Source organism: Mesorhizobium oxytropidicola, assembly GCF_056174625.1.
The window spans coordinates 1,699,421-1,717,438 of the sequence record NZ_CM149692.1 but is presented as its reverse complement, the minus strand read 5'-3'; the positions used below and the strand labels follow the sequence as shown (position 1 = coordinate 1,717,438).

The 18,018-nt window shown below is 63.3% G+C and carries 15 protein-coding genes and 2 pseudogenes; 2 read left to right on the top strand and 15 right to left on the bottom strand.

The window, feature by feature from the left end:
• Positions 1 to 45: 45 nt before the first annotated feature.
• The 4 genes from AC0V8S_RS08600 to AC0V8S_RS08585 all read right to left on the bottom strand — a co-directional run bounded on the left by AC0V8S_RS08600 (position 46) and on the right by AC0V8S_RS08585 (position 2,826).
• On the bottom strand, positions 46 to 426 hold the full coding sequence (locus tag AC0V8S_RS08600) for a PTS glucitol/sorbitol transporter subunit IIA (protein WP_183463622.1): 381 nt from the start codon (positions 424 to 426) through the stop codon (positions 46 to 48).
• A 129-nt stretch (positions 427 to 555) separates the two neighbouring features.
• Positions 556 to 1,560 (bottom strand): PTS glucitol/sorbitol transporter subunit IIB, encoded by a 1,005-nt coding sequence (srlE, locus tag AC0V8S_RS08595; protein WP_475437423.1) that lies wholly within the window; start codon positions 1,558 to 1,560, stop codon positions 556 to 558.
• A gap of 15 nt (positions 1,561 to 1,575) precedes the next feature.
• The gene (gene srlA, locus AC0V8S_RS08590) at positions 1,576 to 2,337 is read right to left on the bottom strand and encodes a PTS glucitol/sorbitol transporter subunit IIC (protein ID WP_095201367.1); all 762 of its coding nucleotides are present in this window, start codon (positions 2,335 to 2,337) and stop codon (positions 1,576 to 1,578) included.
• Between the two features lie 51 nt (positions 2,338 to 2,388).
• On the bottom strand, positions 2,389 to 2,826 hold the full coding sequence (locus AC0V8S_RS08585; protein WP_475437422.1) for a transcriptional regulator GutM: 438 nt from the start codon (positions 2,824 to 2,826) through the stop codon (positions 2,389 to 2,391).
• Positions 2,827 to 3,016: 190 nt separating this feature from the next.
• Here AC0V8S_RS08585 and AC0V8S_RS08580 point away from each other — a divergent pair, with 190 nt between their 5' ends.
• Both AC0V8S_RS08580 and AC0V8S_RS08575 read left to right on the top strand, forming a co-directional pair.
• Entirely contained in the window at positions 3,017 to 3,658 is a 642-nt protein-coding gene (locus tag AC0V8S_RS08580; RefSeq protein WP_475437421.1) for a hypothetical protein, read from the top strand.
• 105 nt (positions 3,659 to 3,763) lie between these two features.
• Positions 3,764 to 4,438 carry an HAD family hydrolase gene (locus AC0V8S_RS08575; protein WP_475437420.1) on the top strand — a complete coding sequence of 225 codons (675 nt, stop codon included), beginning with the start codon at positions 3,764 to 3,766 and terminating at the stop codon, positions 4,436 to 4,438.
• An 11-nt stretch (positions 4,439 to 4,449) separates the two neighbouring features.
• On the opposite strand, the gene AC0V8S_RS08570 is transcribed toward AC0V8S_RS08575, so the two are convergent.
• From AC0V8S_RS08570 to AC0V8S_RS08520, 11 genes and pseudogenes are all read right to left on the bottom strand, one after another.
• Positions 4,450 to 5,505: a DUF930 domain-containing protein gene (locus tag AC0V8S_RS08570; protein ID WP_475438592.1), complete on the bottom strand. Its 1,056-nt coding sequence runs from the start codon at positions 5,503 to 5,505 to the stop codon at positions 4,450 to 4,452.
• A gap of 101 nt (positions 5,506 to 5,606) precedes the next feature.
• Positions 5,607 to 6,767, bottom strand: a complete 1,161-nt coding sequence (locus tag AC0V8S_RS08565; RefSeq protein ID WP_183463628.1) for a DUF930 domain-containing protein — start codon at positions 6,765 to 6,767, stop codon at positions 5,607 to 5,609.
• A 148-nt stretch (positions 6,768 to 6,915) separates the two neighbouring features.
• Entirely contained in the window at positions 6,916 to 7,995 is a 1,080-nt protein-coding gene (locus AC0V8S_RS08560; RefSeq protein ID WP_475437419.1) for an ABC transporter ATP-binding protein, read from the bottom strand.
• Positions 7,983 to 9,686 carry an ABC transporter permease gene (locus AC0V8S_RS08555; protein WP_475437418.1) on the bottom strand — a complete coding sequence of 568 codons (1,704 nt, stop codon included), beginning with the start codon at positions 9,684 to 9,686 and terminating at the stop codon, positions 7,983 to 7,985. The genes AC0V8S_RS08560 and AC0V8S_RS08555 overlap by 13 nt, the downstream gene beginning before the upstream one ends.
• Before the next feature lie 58 nt (positions 9,687 to 9,744).
• Positions 9,745 to 10,731: an ABC transporter substrate-binding protein gene (locus AC0V8S_RS08550; protein ID WP_183463633.1), complete on the bottom strand. Its 987-nt coding sequence runs from the start codon at positions 10,729 to 10,731 to the stop codon at positions 9,745 to 9,747.
• A 259-nt stretch (positions 10,732 to 10,990) separates the two neighbouring features.
• A pseudogene (locus AC0V8S_RS08545) lies at positions 10,991 to 12,400 on the bottom strand (pyruvate dehydrogenase complex dihydrolipoamide acetyltransferase).
• A 3-nt stretch (positions 12,401 to 12,403) separates the two neighbouring features.
• Positions 12,404 to 13,402: an alpha-ketoacid dehydrogenase subunit beta gene (locus AC0V8S_RS08540; RefSeq protein ID WP_183463635.1), complete on the bottom strand. Its 999-nt coding sequence runs from the start codon at positions 13,400 to 13,402 to the stop codon at positions 12,404 to 12,406.
• Positions 13,402 to 14,429: pseudogene (locus tag AC0V8S_RS08535) on the bottom strand (thiamine pyrophosphate-dependent dehydrogenase E1 component subunit alpha). The gene AC0V8S_RS08540 and the pseudogene AC0V8S_RS08535 overlap by 1 nt, the downstream one beginning before the upstream one ends.
• 2 nt (positions 14,430 to 14,431) lie before the next feature.
• The gene (locus AC0V8S_RS08530; RefSeq protein ID WP_183463639.1) at positions 14,432 to 15,760 is read right to left on the bottom strand and encodes an NAD(P)H-dependent oxidoreductase; all 1,329 of its coding nucleotides are present in this window, start codon (positions 15,758 to 15,760) and stop codon (positions 14,432 to 14,434) included.
• A 226-nt stretch (positions 15,761 to 15,986) separates the two neighbouring features.
• Positions 15,987 to 16,823, bottom strand: a complete 837-nt coding sequence (locus AC0V8S_RS08525) for a phosphodiesterase (RefSeq protein WP_475437417.1) — start codon at positions 16,821 to 16,823, stop codon at positions 15,987 to 15,989.
• 37 nt (positions 16,824 to 16,860) lie between these two features.
• Entirely contained in the window at positions 16,861 to 17,916 is a 1,056-nt protein-coding gene (locus AC0V8S_RS08520; RefSeq protein WP_475438591.1) for a LacI family DNA-binding transcriptional regulator, read from the bottom strand.
• Between the last annotated feature and the right edge of the window lie 102 nt (positions 17,917 to 18,018).

Sequence of the window (18,018 nt, the reverse complement as noted above, 5' to 3'; positions counted from 1 at the left end):
TGCTTTTCCTAGCGCCGTGACCAGACGGGCAGCGGCGCGAATGCTTCAGGCGGCGATGGTGATGATCGCGTCTGTCTTCAGGGCGGCCACGAGCGCTTGGGCGTCGACCTGCGATGCACAGATTTCGCCCGGCCTCTCGGCCTCGGTGGCGCCGTTGAACGAGATGACGACGTGGCCCATCTCGAGCACCTTGCTCCACGCGCTGGAGCCGACGGCGGTTATAACAGCGGAAACCGGACCAAGGGTGATCGACGCGCCCTTTTGCGGCGCGCCGTCGCTGGGTCCGAGCTCCGTCTTGTGGAGCACCGAAACCTCGGCAAGCTCCGGCGGCGAGCCATCCGCAAACAGGATGACCACGCCCCCTTCGGCAAGATCCGCCACTTCGGGCCCGATGGCAGTGACCCGTGTTCTCAACAGAACCGTCATATGGCGAACCTCATTTTCAACTTTCCTTAGAGCGGCTCACCGTTTTCACGGAAACGGCGAACCGCTCTATCTCTTTGTTTTGACGCAATTCCTGACGGAAAACCGCTGACACTTTTCCTGGAATTGCTTTTAGAACACAATCAGGCTGACGACCCAGGCGATCAGCACCGAGACCGGGCCCATGATCTGACGGCTGATGAGCACCGCCGGGACACCGATTTCGATCGTCTTCGGCTTGGCTTCGCCGAGCGCCAGGCCGACGGGAACGAAGTCGCAGCCCACCTGCGTGTTGTAGGCAAACAGCGCCGGCAGGGCCATCGCCGGTGAAATCGTGCCGTTGGCGATCTGCGGGCCGATGATCGCCACGCCGATGACCTGCGCGATGACGGCGCCTGGCCCGAGGATGGGAGACAGGAACGGCAGGCCGCAAATGGCCGAGATGATCAGCAGGCCGACGATGTTGTTGGCTAGCGGACCCATCGGCTGGGCGAGCACGTCACCGATGCCGGTGTAGAGGATCAAGCCGATGAGCATGGTCACGAAGGCCATGAACGGCAGCACGTTGCGCACCACCTGGTCGATCGTGCGGCGGCCGGAATTGAAGAAGATGCCGACCACCCGGCCCATGACGCGGCCGATCGAGCTGATCAGGCCGATCAGCCCGCCTTCGCTCGGCAGCGACTGTGGTGCCGCGGCAGCGTTGTTGTTGTTTGAACTCATCGATGCTGCTCCCCCCGCAGTGGTGACCGCCTCGGATCCGTCAGCCATTGTGACGTTGGCCGGCTTCACGCCCGAAACGTAGATGTCCTCGGTGATGAACTGGGCGAGCGGCCCAGCCTGGCCGACCGGCGTCAGATTGACGGTCGGGATGCGCTTGCGCGGATAGACGCCGCAGCGTGCGGTGCCGCCGCAATCGACGACGACCACTGCCATCTCGCCTTCGACCGGCGGCGCCTTGAAGCCGTCGACGGCCGTGGCGCCAGTCATGTCGGCGATCAACTGGGCCACGGGATGGATGCCGCCGCCGGTGACGGAGACGACCTTGTCGCGCTGGCTGGTCGGCTCGATGACGAGCGGGCCGCCCCAGCCTGTGTTGCCCCGGGAGATTTTTACGGCTTTGAATGTCTTGGCCATGATGTCCTCCCGCCCTTACAGCTCGACGCCCTGGCGGCGTGCCATGATCATGGTGATGCGCTCGGTCAGCATGCCCTTGAGCAGGATGACGACGAGGCCGACAATGGCGTACCAGATCGCCACCTTGACGTGGTAACCGGCGACGACAACGCCCTTCTTCTCAAGCTCGAGCAGAGCCACGAGAATACCGCCCCAGACGAAATATTCACCCGGATTGATGTGCGGGAATAGGCCAAGCGGCGGGTGCACGTAGGAGACGGCCGCGTCATAGAAGGCCGGCTTGTGCTTTTCTTCGAGGAACGATCCGAACGTGTAGGCCATCGGATTGGTCAGGAAGAACACCGCCAGCAGCGGCAGCAGTGTATAGCGGGTCAAGGCAATCCTGCCGGCGCCGCGCGCCAGGCCGTGCACGCGCTCCTCGCCGACCAGCTCGGTGACGGCGTAGAAGGCGGTCATCAGCACCACCAGTGTCGGAATGATGCCGGTGACGAAGCCGGCGAACACTTCGCCGCCCTTCTGGAAGATGCCGATGAAGTACTTGCCGATGGCGGTCAGCCAGCCGAGCTGCTCTTCCTGCTGGACTTCCTTCAGCTTTTCCTTGAACTGATCGACGGTGATCGGTCCGCTGTCTGCTTGCGCCAGGACAACGAGATGATCGGACGCATGCTCGACGGCGAGCTTGCCATGCAATGCAGCATCCGAGACCATGGCACCTGCGACATGCAGATTGTGCACGGCCATGTCGGCATGCTGCGCCAACAACGAAAATACAGACATTTCTCCTCCTTATGCCGCCCGCCGGTTATCCCAGTCGGTGCGCGGCGTCCTCTAGGCCCTTGCTACGTTCAAACCGGATAGACCCGGCTTCTTCCCCGGCTCCGACCGTGCTTTGTCGATCTGTTCGATCGCCCGCTTCACGGCCTCGGCCACACCGGGTTCCCCCTCCCCCATGATCGCAGGGTTGGACCGGAGTTGATCGAGGGGAACACCCTCGAATTCTTGATGTCTCTTGAACTTGGTGAAGACGGACCGGCCGCTCATCACCATCACGCGGCGCACGATCAGGTCAGGCGTCACCACGACGAGCGCGATGGTGCCCTTGGCCAACCGGCCGCGAAAATTGCCGGCTCCGACGAAGCCATCCTTGTACTGGTCGGTGACGCCCCGGAAGACATCCGAATAGTGCCGCATCTGCAGCCAGACGCCGAGCGACTGCAGCGCCCACACAATAACCAGCAGAAGCAGTCCCCACTGCCAAATCGCCATTCGGTTCTCCTCCCGAAGCCTCCGTTGAACCGCACCTTGGACCGGCACGAGACAACAGCAAAGTGAGAACATTTGTTTCCGCGAATGTCAATATGTATGATATTGGCCTCCACCACGCCATCCACAGGCCGTCTGCCGATTTCGGCGGCTGCAGGGTTGTGCTAGCCTGTCGTCAAACGGGATGCATGCAATGGAACTGCCCTTCAGGGATGAACTGGCCCTTATGCCCGACCTGCGCCACCGCTTGCGGCAGCTGCGCTGGTTCCGCGCCACCTTTCGCGGCAGCGCCAAGGTGGTCTCGGACACGTTCGGCGTGCGTTTCGAGATCAACGAGGCGAAGTTGACAAGGGCTTTTCTCGACTGGGTCGAGATCATGGAGGCGCAGAAGCGCTTCGCCGCGATAGACCGCGCCGACTTCATCGTCTTTGCCGCCGGCCTCGTGTTGCGCGAGCTAATCAAGCAGGCGCCGGCCAGGGAAATCTCCGGCCTCGCCGAGCTCATCGAAAAGGATCAGAATGCCGGCACGCTCGAAATTATCCGCTTCTGGCCGGAAGGTTTCCTCTACACCAACTACTGCGTCTCGGTGATTTCGGCGATCTACGAGCAGGAGTTCGGCACGGCGCCCAGCATCGACAAATGCGCCGACGATCTGCGCACCTGGTGGTCCTATCGCGAGAACGTGACCGAGATGCCGGCCTACGCGGTGGCCTTCCTCGACCGCTTCCTCGGTGCGGAACCGAACTGGATCACGCCGGACCGCGCACAGTCCCGGCAAGCCATGCAAAGGGCGCTCGGATCCGCCCGCGCAAGCGATGCGCTACGCCAGCTTTGACTGCCCGCCGCTTCATGCCCAAAACGCGATCAAGACATCGCACTATTGAACATTTGATTTTTTGCCGATAGCGATGTGCGGAAATTGACGTGAGGAGACAAGCGCGTGGCGCGACCAAGGCCTATCATCTTCGATTGCGACGGCGTTCTCGTCGACAGCGAGCCGCTGGCCGCTAGGGCCTATGAACGCGTCTATGAAAAGCACGGCATGCCCGGCGTCCATGGCGGCATCATCGCCCAATGCGTCGGCATGAAGCAGTCCGACATCATCGCCAGGATCAAGGAGTTGACGGGGCATCAATTTCCCGCCGCCGCCGACGGCGACATCTGGGCCGAGACCAAGGCGCTGTTCACCGAGGAATTGAAACCGATGCCGGGGATCGCCGCGTTTCTGGAAACGCTCGAGGGCGACCGCTGCGTTGCCTCGTCGTCGTCGGTCGAGCGCATAAACCATAGCCTCGCCGTCACCGGGCTGGCGCGTTTCTTTGGCGAGGCGATCTACAGCTCCTCGATGGTCAAGAACGGCAAGCCGGCGCCCGACATCTTCCTGTTCGCCGCCGCCATGATGGGCGTCGCCCCGGCCGACTGCATCGTCATCGAGGACTCGCCCTTCGGCATCCAGGGCGCGGTCGCCGCCGGCATGACGGCGATCGGCTACACCGGCGGCGGCCACACCTATGCCGAACATGCCGCGCGGCTGACGGCGGCGGGTGCCGATTTCGTCTGCGCCGACTGGCAAGAAATTAGCCGGCAATTGTCCGGGCTCGGCGTGCCGGCCTAGGCTGGCAGAAACTAGAGAGGCCGCGGCCATTCGCTGCGTGGAATCTCAGCGCCGACACGGAAGTCGAGCGACAAGACCCTCGTCGCATCGGTGTCGACCTCGCACCGGAAGCTCAGATGGTACCACGTCATTGTGGTGCTGAAAGCGACATCCGAGCCGTCGACAATATTGCCAGCTTTCAGCGAAACAGATGGCACCCATTTGGGAAAATAAGAGGCATCCAGCAACTGCTGCTGCAACGCGTTGGCGCAAAGTATGGCAGCACGCTGACCGCGAGGCACCGCGTCCATCGCGGTCGTGGCCAGTGCATCGCCGGTAGCGCCTTGCGAATAGAGCTTGCGAACACCCGGAAAGCCCGAACCGTTCCGCGATGCAGACTTCGAGGCTTTTGAGGGGCTGGGCTTCGGCGCATTTGTAGGTTTGGGCTGCGGCGTTACGGCCGACATGGGAAGCTCGATCTCGCCGTCGCCGCCATCGGCAGCCAAAGGCGCTGGTGCCTCGCCCTGTTGCTTGGCGGCGTCGAGCGCCGCCTGCTTGTCTGCCTCCTGTTTAGCGGCCTGTTGTTTGTCCATCTCCGCGCTTGAAGCTGCCTGCTGCTCGGAGTCTGCCGGCGTGACAGGTTGACTGTCTGCGGGCTTCGGCACGACAGGCGGCTTCGAAGCGTCATCCTTGGCCGGAGACGGCGATCTGTCCTGAGCGCTCGCCCCATCCAGGGATTTCCTCGGGCCGGTATCCTTATCGCCGAACTGAAAAACAGGCTTCAGCACCTCGACTGGCGAGGGCTTCTGCGCCTGCTTTTCCGGCGGAGGCGGCTTTTCAACCTTCTGTTCGGGTGGTTTTTCTACCTTCGGTTCCGGTGGCTTAGGAGGCGGCGCCGGAGCAGGCTTCGGTTTCGGCTGATCGGGCGGAGGGACGAGCGCGACATTGACCGGTTCCTCCTCGCGCGGCTGTTGGGAAGGCACGGGCAGGCCATACACAAGCAGCGCCGCGACAAGAACGTGCAGGATCAGCGATGCGGGGATGCCCCACAGCAGATACCGACGCCGTTCTCGTTCCTCGTCCTTCATCCTGACCGATGTGGAATGAAATAACGGCGGCTTCAAGCATAAGCACTGGATTGGCGTAAATTCGCCGCTGGCCTTCGGCATCCAGGACTCGGCCTGCCGGCCTAATTTAACGGATACTTCGTGAATCCACGGCTTGCCCATTCGCCGGGCGGGATCAATGACCCGACCCGGAAGTTGAACGACAGGACCCTCGTCGCATCGGCGTCGACCTCGCACCGGAAGTTCAGATTGTACCATTGGGTTCTTGTGCTGAAGGCGGCCTGCGGAGGGTTAAGAACGTTACCCAGCTTCAGCGGAATGGTCGGCACCCATTTGGGTGTATAATCGGCACTTTGCAATTCCTGGTCCAGAACGTTGCCGCAAAGGTTGGCAACGCGCTGATCGCGCGGCACGTTCTCCATGGAACTTGTGGCGAACGCATCGCCGGTTGCTCCCTGCGAGTAAAGCTTCCTGACGCCCGGAAGGCCGGAATAGATCGGCGATCCCGCAATGTCGGTATTGGTGGGATTTGACCTTCCTGCCTTCCCGCTTGGGGCTTTGAAGGCCCCTGCGGATTTGAACTTCATCGGCTTTGCAGGTTTAGGCTTTGCCTTTTCGGCAGGGGGTGGCGGTGCAGGCTTGCCGCCGGCCTCGGCAGCCAATGGCTTTGGCACCGCTTGCTTCTCGTCGGTTTGCGGCGCCGCCTCCTGTTTGTCCGGCTGCTGTTTGTCAGTATCCTCAGTCGCCTGCTTCTCCTCGCTTTGCGCGGGGTTGGCGTCCGGCGAGGCGGTTACCGGCTTCTCGTCGGCCTTTCTGGTATCTGCCTGTTCCTCGGGATTTGCTGACGGAGCGGACTGGGTTGGTGCCGGCTTCGGTTCGACCGGCGGCTTGGTAGCCTCCTTGGCCGGCGACGGCGCGTTGGCTTGAGCGCTGCCACCGTCGAGAGATTTCTCGGGCCCGGTATCTTTCTCGCCATACTGGAAAACGGGCTTCAAAACCGGAGTGTTCACCGGCTTAGGTGGCTGCTCGGGCGGCTTTTCCACCTTCTGTTCCGGTGGCTTTTCGGCTTTGGGCTGCTTTGGCGGCGGCGGAGGAACAGGTTTCGGCTTTGGCTGATCGGGTGGAGGCACGATCGCGACATTGACCGGCTGCTCCTCCTGCGGCTGTTGGGGAGGCGTGGGTATACCGTATAACAGGAGCGCCACGACAAGCACGTGCAGGATCAGCGATGCGGGGATGCCCCACAGCAGATTCCGACGCCGTTCTTGTGCCTCGTCCTTCATCCTGACCGATGTGGAATGAAATAGCGGCGGCTTCAAGCATAAGCACGGGATTGGCGCAATTTGGCCACTGACAGCTTGGTGATCTGGACCACGACGCGCAGGGCCGTGTTCCCGGCGCGCAACTCAAAGCCGCCAAGCAAGTCCAGCATCACGGGGCTGTCCCTGCGGCCGGGATCAGCCAGCCGGACTTTATGCGCAGCCGCGCCTGGGCTCCGCTCTCCAGCACGACCGGGTCGGGCTGTTCGAAGTGCAAGGTGAGGTCGGGAGCGGCGGCAGGCGCGAATTCGATGCGCGCGGCACCCCCTTGGTAGATCACTCGCTTGACCAAACCGTCGAGGCCCGCACCATCCGGCGACACATCGAGATCAGCGGACCGGCAGCAGATCTTCGCGCCCGCGCGTGGCCGCTCGCCGGGGCGGCAGCGGACCACCAGCTCGGTTCCGAGAACCCGGACCTTGCAGTGACCGCCATCTTCACTGGACAAGACATCCGCGGGTAACAAAATTCCTTGCGAGATGAAGGAGGCCACCATTTCGTTTGTCGGCTCATGATAGAGTTCGCGCGGCGTCGCCAACTGCATCAAGCGGCCGTGGTCCATCACCGCGATGCGGTCGGCCAGCGCCATCGCCTCGGCCTGATCATGGGTGATGTAGACGATGGTCGTGCCGGTGCGTTTGTGGAAGGCGGCAAACTCGTCCTCCATCGAGGCTCTGAGGTGGACGTCGAGATTGGCGAGCGGCTCGTCGAACAGCACCAGCGACGGCGCGGCGACAAGGCAGCGCGCCAACGCCACGCGCTGGCGCTGGCCGCCGGACAGATTGGCCGGCCTGCGCTCGCCCAGCCCCTGCAGATTGACCAAAGCGAGCGCGTCTTCCACCTTCTGGCGCGCAATCGCCTTGTCGAGCTTCGCCACCTTCAGCGAATAGCCGATATTCTCGGCGACCGTCATGTGCGGCCACAGCGCGTAGTTCTGGAAGACGATGCCGACGCGCCGCTTCTCCGGTGCGACGCTGCCGCCGCTGTTCGACACGAGATCACTGCCGATGCGGATTTCGCCCGAGGTTACCTTCTCGAAACCGGCGACGAGCCGCAGCAACGTCGTCTTGCCACAGCCGGACGGCCCGAGCACGGCCAGGAACTCGCCGTCGGCGACGTCGATCGAGACATCCTTCACCGCATCGAAATCGGCGAAGCTCTTGGTCACATGGTCCAGGGTCAGTCGCGCCATGGCAGAGCTCCGCTCGGAAGATGCGGGGCAAGCAGATTGGTCACCAGCATCAGCAGGAAGGTGACCGCGACCGTGATGATCGACATCGCCGCCGCATAGTTGGAATCGCCGCCCTGCTCGAAGGAAAACATAACCACGCCGATCGTCTCGGAACCCGACGACCACAGCAGCGCCGACACGGTGAGTTCGCTGAGCGCCGTCATGAAGATCAGCAGGCCACCGGCGATGGCCGCCGGCGCGACCAGCGGAAAGATGATGGTGCGCATGCGTGTGAACAGGCCGGCACCCGCCACCTGCGCCGCCTCTTCCAGTGCCCGGTCGATCTGGTGATAGCCGCTGATGGTCGGCCGCAGCGCCAGCACCAGGAAGCGGGCGAGGTAGGCGTAAAGGATGATCCAGACCGTGTTGTAAAGCTGGATGCCGGTCAGCGGGATCGGCCGCAGGAAGAGCAGCAGCGAGGCGATCGCCAGCACCACGCCTGGCAAGGCATAAGGCAGCTCGACCGACAAATTGAGTAGCCGCACCCAGCGCTGCTTGCCCCAGGCAATGAGATAGCCGATCGGAACGGCGACGATGACCGCGAAGAAGGCGGCCGCGATCGACAGCCAGAAACTGTTGAAGAAGGCTCGGTTGGCGGCATCATGCTCGAACAGAACGAAGCGGTAATTGTCGAGCGTCATGGTCTTGGCGGTGAGCGCGATGCCGTAGCCCGGCACCAGCGAGGTCAGCACCAGCCCGAACAGCGGCAGGAACAGCACCAGCACGATCAACAGCCACATGCCTGCCTGAACGACCGGTCGCCAGCGGCCAAGCTCGTAGGGCTCGGCCGGCAGTGAGGTGGAACTGATGCGGTAGTCGCGTCGACGGCTCATGAGTTCCTGCGCGAAGATGCCGGCCATGGCGATGACGCCGATCAGCACCGACAGGAACGCGGTCTCGCCCAGCACCGCCGGACCGCCGCCGGCCAGCCGCTGATAGATCAGCGTCGGCAGCACGAGATAGTTGGCGGGAATACCGAGAAAGGCGGGAATACCGAAATTGCCTACGCAGGACACGAAGGCCAGTGCCGCGGCCGCCATGATCGATGGTGTCATTAAAGGCAGCACGATGGTGACCAGCACGGTGAACCAGCCGGCGCCGCCGGCGCGTGCGGCCTCGACCAGTTCGCGCGGCAGTTTGCGCAGGCCTGCCCGCACCAGCAGGAACACCAGCGGGCCATACTGCACACCAAGCAGCAGGATGATGCCCGAGGTCGAATAGAGCGGGTTCTTCGTGCCGAGCGGCGGTGCCGCGCCGAACAGCTTGAGGAATGGGCTGGCCGGGCCGAACAATTGCAGCCAGGCCAGCGCCGTCACCTGCGGCGCGATCATCAGCGGCATGACGTAGCACAGCACCAGGGCGCTGCGGCCGCGTATGTCGGTTAGCGAGACGAGAACCGCCACCAGCGTTCCCGACAGCACGGCAAGCAAGGTGCCGCCGATGCCGACGACCAGCGTATGCCAGGTCGCGATCCAGGTCGCCGGGCTCCGCAATCCGGCCTCCACGGCCACGGTCGACAAGGTGCCACCGGGTGCCACGATCTCCTTGATGAGACGCAGCATGGGCAGCAGCGAAAGCAGCACGATGACGACGGCCACTGCCGCCGTCAGGGCCATTTCCTGACCGCGGCTTTCCCTGATCCGTGTTGCCATGACTGCGTTCCCAAGGTCCGGGATGCCGCCGAAACGGCATCCCGCCGCGATTGCCGGCTCAGCCGCCGAACAGTTCCTGGAACTTCGCCTTGTCGGCGTCGGTCTTGGCAACGATCGCCTTGGTGTCGAACGGCATCACCTTGACCTTGACGCCTTCCGGCAGCCAGTCGGGGCGGCCGACCGAACCGCGCGCCGGCAGGTAGCCCATCGACAGCGCCAGCTTCTGGCCTTCATCCGACAGAATGAAGTCGACGAACTTCTTGGCACCGTCGACATTCTTGGCGGTCTTCATGATGGCGACCGGCTCAGTCACCGCCGGAACGCCTTCCGAGGGGAATACGAACTCGACAGGCGAGCCCTTCTTCTTGGCGTTCATCGCCATGAAGTCGACCAGGATGCCATAAGGCTTCTCGCCCGATGCCACCGACTTCAGCACCGCGCCATTGCCGCGCACGCTGACGGTGTTGTTGGTCTTCAGCTTCTGGAAGAAATCCCAGCCGTAGTCAGTATCGCCGGCGAAGCCCGAAAGCAGATAGGCGGCGGCACCCGAATAGAGCGGGCTCGGCATGACCAGGCCATCGGCATAGGCGGGCTTGGCGAGATCGGCCCAATGCTCAGGCTTTTGCGTGGCCGCGGTGTTGTAGACGATGCCGGTGGTGATCAGCTTGCTGCCGAAATAGGTCTTGTCGGCGTCATAGGCATCCGCCTCGATGCCGTCGAGCTTGGCTTCGGGGTAGGGCAGCAGCCGGTCGTCCTTCTTCAGCAGCTCCATCGAGACCGCATCGGCGATGAGCAGCACGTCGGGCTGCGGGCTGCCGGCTGCGAACTCGGCCGCCATCTTGGTGAGGATGTCGCTGGTTCCGGAACGATAGATGGTCACGTCGATGCCGGGCTGCGCCTTCTTGAAGGCGTCCACGGTCTTGGCCGCGTCGGCTTCCGGCTGCGATGTGTAGAGTGTCAGTGTTTCGGCGCTTGCCACGCCGGCAAACAAAGCTGCCGCGAGCGCCAGCTGGCTGGCCAGCAGCTTGATGAGTAGCGTCTTCATGAGACCTCCTGTCTTGTCCGTGCATGAGCGGTCCGGTGTTGTGGCCGGTTCCCGTCCCCTCCCTGCACGGCGCATATGACTGGTGGATGACAGCGCACATGCGCGATCGGATCAAGCAACAACTTGGCTTGAAATGCTCTCACGGCACGGCGAGAGGGCCTGCGGAAGTGACCTTCCGCAAGCCTCATGACCATTGTGGCCGCCGGCGCAACTGGCGCCCGGAATTATGCTTTCCCGATACCCGTCAAGACGCCTTGATCTAGACCAGCATGCCCATCGGATTTTCGATCAGCCGCTTGAAGGAGACCAAGAGTTCGGCGCCAAGCGCTCCGTCGACGGCGCGATGATCGGTCGACAGCGTCACCGACATCACGGTGGCTATTCTGATCTCGCCGTTCTTGACCACCGCGCGCTCCTCGCCGGCGCCGACCGCCAGGATCGTCGCATGCGGCGGATTGATGACCGCGGCAAAGTCCTTGATGCCGAACATGCCGAGATTAGAGACGGCTGTCGTGCCGCCCTGATACTCTTCCGGCTTCAGCTTGCGGCTGCGGGCGCGGCTGGCCAGATCCTTCATCTCGTTGGAAATGGTCGACAGCGTCTTTCGTCCGCCTTGCGGATGATCGGCGTGATGAGACCGCCTGGGATCGACACGGCGACACCGACATCGGCATGCCTGTGCTTGACCATGGCGCTTTCGGTCCATGAGGCATTGGCATCCGGCACCGCTTTCAAGGCCATCGCCATCGCCTTGATCACCATGTCGTTGACCGACAGCTTGTAGGCGGGAGCCTCACCCTTGTCCGTCTTCTTCATGGGGGCGGCAGCATTGATCTGCGTGCGCAGCGCGAGCAGCGCATCGAGTTCGCAGTCGAGCGTCAGATAAAAATGCGGGATGGTGGTCTTGGCCTCGACCAGCCGCCGCGCGATGGTCTTGCGCATATTGTCATGCGGGACGAGTTCGTAGGAGTCGGGTTCGAAGAGGCGCAGAACGTCCCCCTCCCCCTTGAGGGGAGGGTGGCCGGCCGAAGGCCGGTCGGGGTGGGGTCGGTTCGACTGGGCTCGGCGCAAAGGCGGTGCCTTCTGGGGCGACCCCCTCCGTCCGCTTCGCGGACACCTCCCCCTCGAGGGGGGAGGAGATCGCGGCTTCGATATCGGCCTTCACCACGCGGCCATAGGGTCCGGAGCCTGTTAGGCCTGACAGGTTCAGCCCTGCTTCCCGGGCCAAACGACGAGCCAAGGGTGTCGCGCGGGTCTTCCCCTCCCCCTCGAGGGGAGGGTGGCCGGCCAAAGGCCGGTCGGGTGGGGTCGGTTCGACCGGGCTCAGCGCAAGGGCGGTGCTGGACTGGGAGGTGCCTCCTGAGGCGACCCCCTCTGTCGGCTTTGCCGACATCTCCCCCTCGAGAGGGGAGATTGGCGCATAACTTTCATCATCGGCATAAATCCACGCAACCGGCGCGCCGACCGGAATGTCGACGCCTTCCTTGCCCGTCACATCGCGCAGCACGCCGCTGGCCGGCGCATCGATCTCCATCGCCGCCTTGTCGGTTTCGATCTCGAACAGCACGTCGCCCTTCTTGACCCGGGCACCCTCCTCGGCGAACCAGCGCGAGATCTGTCCGGTCGCCATGTCCATGTCGACCTTGGGAAGAATGACTTCGGTCGGCATGGATCAGCGAACCCCTTTGACGAGGTCGCGCGCGGCGGTGATGATGTCGGGAACCTGCGGCACCGTCGCTTTCTCGAGCTCCGGATTGTAGGGGATCGGCGTCTCGGCGCCGCCGAGCCGCACGATCGGCGCATCGAGATAGTCGAACGCCTCGCTCTCGGCGATCATGGCGCTGACCTCGGCGCCGATGCCCAGCGTCTTGACCGCTTCGTAGACGCACATCAGCCGCGACGTCTTCTTGACGCTGTCGATGACGGTCTGCTTGTCCATCGGCCGGATGGTCCGGAGGTCGACGACTTCGACGTCGATGCCCTCGGCTTCCAGCGTGGCGGCGGCATCAAGCGCCTTCTGCACCATGATCGAGGTGGCGACGATGGTAAGATCGCGGCCTTCGCGGCGGATGTCGGCCTTGCCGATCGGCACGGTGTAATAGCCCTCGGGCACCGGACCCTTCATCTTGTAGAGCAGCTTGTGCTCGAAGATCATCACCGGATCGGGGTCGGCGACGGCCGCCAGAAGCATGCCCTTGGCATCATAGGGCGTCGCCGGCTGAATGACCTTCAGGCCCGGCACATGGCCGAGCCACGCCTCCAGGCTCTGGCTGTGCTGCGCGGCGGCACCGGTGCCGGAGCCGGCGGGAAAGCGCATCACCACCGGAACCGAAACCTCGCCGCCCAGCATGAAGCGCATCTTGGCCGCCTGGTTGACGATCTGCTCCATGGCCAGCGTGGCGAAATCCGAGAACTGGAACTCGAAGATCGGCCGCATGCCTGTGAGGGCAGCACCGACGGCGACGCCCGCCCCGCCCAGTTCCGAAATCGGCGTATCGATGACGCGCTCGGTGCCGAAGCGCTCAACCAGATCGCCGGTCACCTGGAAGGCGCCGCCATAGACGCCGATGTCCTCGCCCATCAGGAAGACGCGTTCATCCATGTCCATGGCGATCGCCATGGCTTCCTGGATCGCCTGGGCGTAGCTCAGTTCACGCACCATCGCGTCCATCACGCCTGCTCCGTATACACGTAATTTCCGGTCTCGCTGACGTCAGGCGACGGGCTCGCCTTGGCGAATTCGATGCCGTCGGCAATCTCCCGCGCCACAGCACCGCGGATGGCCTCGATGCCCTCGTCGTCGATGAAGCCGAATTCGCGCAGCTCGTTTTCGAACAGCGTGATCGGATCGCGGTTCGACATCCAGTCCTCGATCTCTTCCTTGGTGCGATAGCGGTTGCGGTCGCTCTTGGAATGGCCGCGATGGCGGTAGGTCTTGGACTCGATCAGCGTCGGCCCTTCGCCGGCGCGGGCGCGCTCGACGGCCCTGTAGGACGCCTCGGCGACCTCCGAAAAATGTTGCCGTTGACGATGACACCGGGCATCGAATAGGCGGCGGCGCGGTCGGCGATGTTCTTCGCCGCGGTGGAACGGGCGGTCGACGTCGACATGCCGTAACCATTGTTTTCGCAGACGAAGATGACCGGCAGCTTCCAGACCGCCGCCATATTGAGCGCCTCGTGGAAGGCGCCCTCATTGTTGGCGCCGTCGCCGAAGAAGGAGACGACGACCTTGCCGGTCTTCATCATCTTGGAGGAAAGTGCTGCACCGACCGCGATCGGAATGCCGCCGCCGACGATGCCGTTGGCACCGAGATTGCCCTTGGCGACATCGGCAATGTGCATCGAGCCGCCACGGCCCTTGCAGTAGCCCGTGGTCTTGCCGAAGAATTCGGCGAACATGCGCTTCACCTCGGCGCCCTTGGCGATGCAGTGGCCATGGCCGCGATGCGTCGAGGTGATCTGGTCATCCTCGCCAAGCGGCATGCAGATGCCCATGGCGCTGGCTTCCTGGCCGATCGACAAATGCATGGTGCCGTGGATCAGGCCACGCATATAGCTCTCCTCCGCGCCCTCTTCGAAGCGGCGGATGAGATACATCTTGTAGAGCACCTGCTTGAGCTGCTCGGCGCTGTACTGGCGATAGACGAAAGGCAGGTTGGCGCGACTGTCCGCGACGGCTTTGCTGGCCCCGGCCATGATCAGGCTCCCACGGTTCCGTAGACGAGTTTGTCCTGGCGGGCGCGCAGTTCGGCGATCTTGGAGCCTGGAGCCGGTGCAGCATTGGCATAGGTTATGAGCTCGCCCTTCTTGATCGGCGCGGTGACCGAGCCGCCCTGAAGCAGGCCGCAGGGAATGGCCCTGGCGGCACGCGCTTCCGGCGCCGTCATGATCCAGGCGCGGTAGCAATATTCGCCGATCGCATCGAGCTTTTCACCCGGCTGCATGTCCTTCTTGGCCACTGCGGCGACTTCGGCCACCGGCTTCGCCAGCGGCACCATGTCGGCCTTGCCGTAGAGCACGACGCGCGCGCAAGTCAGCGGCACTTCCAGCGAGGTCAGGTGATAGGGGCGATGGAAGGTGAAGTAGGGACCCTTGCCCATTTTCAGATCCTCCATGCGCTCCGAAATGCGCGGATGCGACATGTCGGCGACGACGAAAACGCCGGGCGCGACGCCCTTGCCGATCGAGTAGTCGACGACGCCGACCCTGGACAGCACGCCGCCATCCTTTTCAGGCACCAGGACTTTCGACAGTTCGCCGAGCGTCGCGGCCGGGCCATGCATGCCGGCCTTGTCGGGCACCAGCCCGGTGGCATTGGCGATCGCCGCCATCTCGACCATGGTCTTGGAGCCGTCGACGAATTCGACAAGCATGCGCACATTCATGTGCCGGCGCTTGGCCTCTTCCTCATAGGCGGGCGGCGTCGCATCGATGTTGAGCGGATTGTTCTTGCCCTTGCCGGCGGCGACGATCGGATGGCCCATCGCCGAGACGAATTCGATCAGCTCCATGCAGGAGGACGGTTCGTCGCCGGCGCCCAGCGAATAGGTGACGCCCAGCCGGTCGGCCTCGCTCTTCAGATAGGCGCCGATGGTGACATCGGCCTCGACATTCATCATCACCAGATGCTTGCCATGCTCCATGGCGCGCAGCCCGATCTCGGCACCGACGGCGGGAACGCCGGTTGCGTCGATGACGACGTCGATCAAGTCATTGTTGATGACCAGACTGGCATCGTTGGTGACCGCCACCTTGCCGGCCTCCATGGCGGCGTTCATGGCCGAGGCATTCGACACCTCGCGCGCATGGCCGGTTTCCTGGAAGGCAATATCGACCGCTCGGCTGGCGGCGGGTAGATTCAGTTCAGAGATCGCGCCGATCTCGATGCCGGACATATGGGCGACGCGGGTGACGATGTCGGTTCCCATCTCGCCGGACCCGATCAGCCCGATGCGGATGGGCTTGCCCGACTTGCCGCGTTCATCGAGATCGCGGGCAAGGCCCGTCAACGAAATATTGGAAGCCATACCGCTCATTCCTCCCACATTGCAGGCTTGTTCATTCGCTTGACGGGTATTGAACATCTGTATTTCTGTCAAGACTAATGTCCAATTTCATATGCTTTTTGACGCCCTTTCGCGGAGACCGGATATGCGCCAAAAACACCGTGAAGGACGGCAACGGGCAGGCGCGCGCGCGGAGAGGCGATCGCCGGGATAGGATCCTTGGCGCACGGGAGATGGGCGGCCTCGTTCAGCCGGTCGCGATGCTCGCCGCGTCACTGCCGCTGAAGCCCTTCTCGGAATCGGGAACTTTTACAGAACTCGATCCCGACACCGGCGGCACCGGAAAATCATGGAAGTGCACGATCACGCCATCGGCATCGATGAAGATCACCGCATAGGCGGGTGGCTCGTGCCCCAGCCGCCAGTTGTCCGAGAAATCGAGCGCGGTCTGATGGTTGGTGCTGCGCAGCGTGCTGACCGGGATGCCGCGCCAGCTGCCGGCGATTTGCCGATGGACATGCCCCGCAAAGATGTGACGGACATTGCCATGGCGCGAGAGCACCTCATGGAAGCCGTCAGCATCGGCGAGCCTGACCTCGTCGAGGACCGGCATGTGTATTCGGAAAGGCGGGTGGTGCATGAACAGGAAGGTCGGGCCGCGCGCTTCCCTGAGCTTTTCGTCCAGCCATTCGAGCCGCGCCGCGCACAGCCTGCCCTCGACATGGCCGCTGTCCAGCGTGTCGAGCAGGATCAGACGGCCCTCGCTGCCGTCGAACACACTCTGGACGAACCCGCGCTCGGTGGCGGCCTTCGGGAACATCTCGAAAAATAACGCCCGGTCGTCATGGTTGCCGAGCATCAGCCGGCAGGGTGGAGAAAATTGCGCCAGCCTCTCCCGCAACGCCGCATAGGCGGCACGCTCGCCATCATTGGTCAGGTCGCCCGAGATCACCACCAGTTCGGCATCGGCATGGTTCTTGCCGATGTCGGCCAGGCAGGCGTCCAGCCTCGCCGACGGATCGGAGCCGTAGAGAATGCCACCGGGCGTCATCAGATGCGGATCGGAGAGCTGGATGATTTTCATGGGGGTCGACCTGTGGCTTTGAATTCAAGAGGACTGGTCAAGAGTGTTCCGCATCATGCGGAACAAAACTGCCGCGCACGACGAGCGGCACATTGAAGCGCTCGCGAATGGGCGGCAGATCCGGCTGCCGCTGGCGCAGGTCGAGCAATGTGACCGCCTTGGCCGCCATGATCTCCGGATCCTGGCGGAAGGTGGTCAGCTGATAGGCTAGCCAGCCGGCTTCCGGAATATCGTCGAAGCCGATCACTGAGAGGTCATTGGGGATGTCGAGACCGGCCTGACGGGCATGGTCCATGACGCCGAAAGCGATGAGGTCGTTGACGCAGAAGATCGCCTGCGGCCGATCCTGGCTATCGATGAGGACCTTGCCCACCTCCAACCCTCCGGCATAGTCGGTATCCCGGCCTCGCGCGACCATGACCTCCGCGCCCAGGCGCGCTGCCTCGGCGCAGAAGGCATCCTCGCGTTCGCTGATGGTGGGCGTGCCGGACAGCGATCCCGCCAGGCCAAGCCTGGTCATGCCGCGCGCGACGAACAGCGCGGCCGCGAGCTTCGCCGCCGCGCTGCCGTCAGTCTGGATGTGGTCGGCATCGGGTTCGGAACGGCCGATCACCACAAGCGGCTGGCCATTGCGCCGTGCAAGCTCGAAGAAGGACGAGGGCGGCGAGCCGGACAGGATGATCGTCGCCTCGGCACGATGGCCAAGCAGTGTCTTCTGGGCCGCGATCAACTCCTGCTCGGTTTGGCCGGTGTTGATCATGACGGTAACATTGCCGCGATGGATCAGCGCCTTGGTCAGCGCGGCAGCAAGGTGAGCGCGAAAGCCGACTTCCGGTTTGGTCACCACCAGGCCGACCAGCCGGCTCTGGTTGGCGAGCAGGCCGCGCGCCAGGTCGTTGACCTGATAGCCAAGTTCTTCGGCGGCGCGCATGATTTTCTCGCGCGTTTCCGTGGCGACGCTGGCGCCCGGCGTGAAGGCGCGCGACACCGCCGAACGCGACACGCCAGCCTGGCGCGCGACATGCAGCGCGCTGACCGAGCGGAGCTTGTCCGAACTCTTGTCTCCTGTGGTCGAAGTCTTGTCCGCCGTCATCGGTTGACGCTCGAGGAAGTTTTCCTTCGTCATCATTCACCTGTTGCACAGCTGTGCACCGCGATGCGCAACTGCCCGCTCCCTAGGTTCGAAATAGGAGGC

Coding starts and splice junctions, on each gene's coding strand:
- AC0V8S_RS08600 (WP_183463622.1), bottom strand. CDS start 426: ATGACGGTTCTGTTGAGAACACGGGTCACTGCCATCGGGCCCGAAGTG.
- srlE (WP_475437423.1), bottom strand. CDS start 1,560: ATGGCCAAGACATTCAAAGCCGTAAAAATCTCCCGGGGCAACACAGGC.
- srlA (WP_095201367.1), bottom strand. CDS start 2,337: ATGTCTGTATTTTCGTTGTTGGCGCAGCATGCCGACATGGCCGTGCAC.
- AC0V8S_RS08585 (WP_475437422.1), bottom strand. CDS start 2,826: ATGGCGATTTGGCAGTGGGGACTGCTTCTGCTGGTTATTGTGTGGGCG.
- AC0V8S_RS08580 (WP_475437421.1), top strand. CDS start 3,017: ATGGAACTGCCCTTCAGGGATGAACTGGCCCTTATGCCCGACCTGCGC.
- AC0V8S_RS08570 (WP_475438592.1), bottom strand. CDS start 5,505: ATGAAGGACGAGGAACGAGAACGGCGTCGGTATCTGCTGTGGGGCATC.
- AC0V8S_RS08565 (WP_183463628.1), bottom strand. CDS start 6,767: ATGAAGGACGAGGCACAAGAACGGCGTCGGAATCTGCTGTGGGGCATC.
- AC0V8S_RS08560 (WP_475437419.1), bottom strand. CDS start 7,995: ATGGCGCGACTGACCCTGGACCATGTGACCAAGAGCTTCGCCGATTTC.
- AC0V8S_RS08555 (WP_475437418.1), bottom strand. CDS start 9,686: ATGGCAACACGGATCAGGGAAAGCCGCGGTCAGGAAATGGCCCTGACG.
- AC0V8S_RS08550 (WP_183463633.1), bottom strand. CDS start 10,731: ATGAAGACGCTACTCATCAAGCTGCTGGCCAGCCAGCTGGCGCTCGCG.
- AC0V8S_RS08540 (WP_183463635.1), bottom strand. CDS start 13,402: ATGGACGCGATGGTGCGTGAACTGAGCTACGCCCAGGCGATCCAGGAA.
- AC0V8S_RS08530 (WP_183463639.1), bottom strand. CDS start 15,760: ATGGCTTCCAATATTTCGTTGACGGGCCTTGCCCGCGATCTCGATGAA.
- AC0V8S_RS08525 (WP_475437417.1), bottom strand. CDS start 16,823: ATGAAAATCATCCAGCTCTCCGATCCGCATCTGATGACGCCCGGTGGC.
- AC0V8S_RS08520 (WP_475438591.1), bottom strand. CDS start 17,916: ATGACGGCGGACAAGACTTCGACCACAGGAGACAAGAGTTCGGACAAG.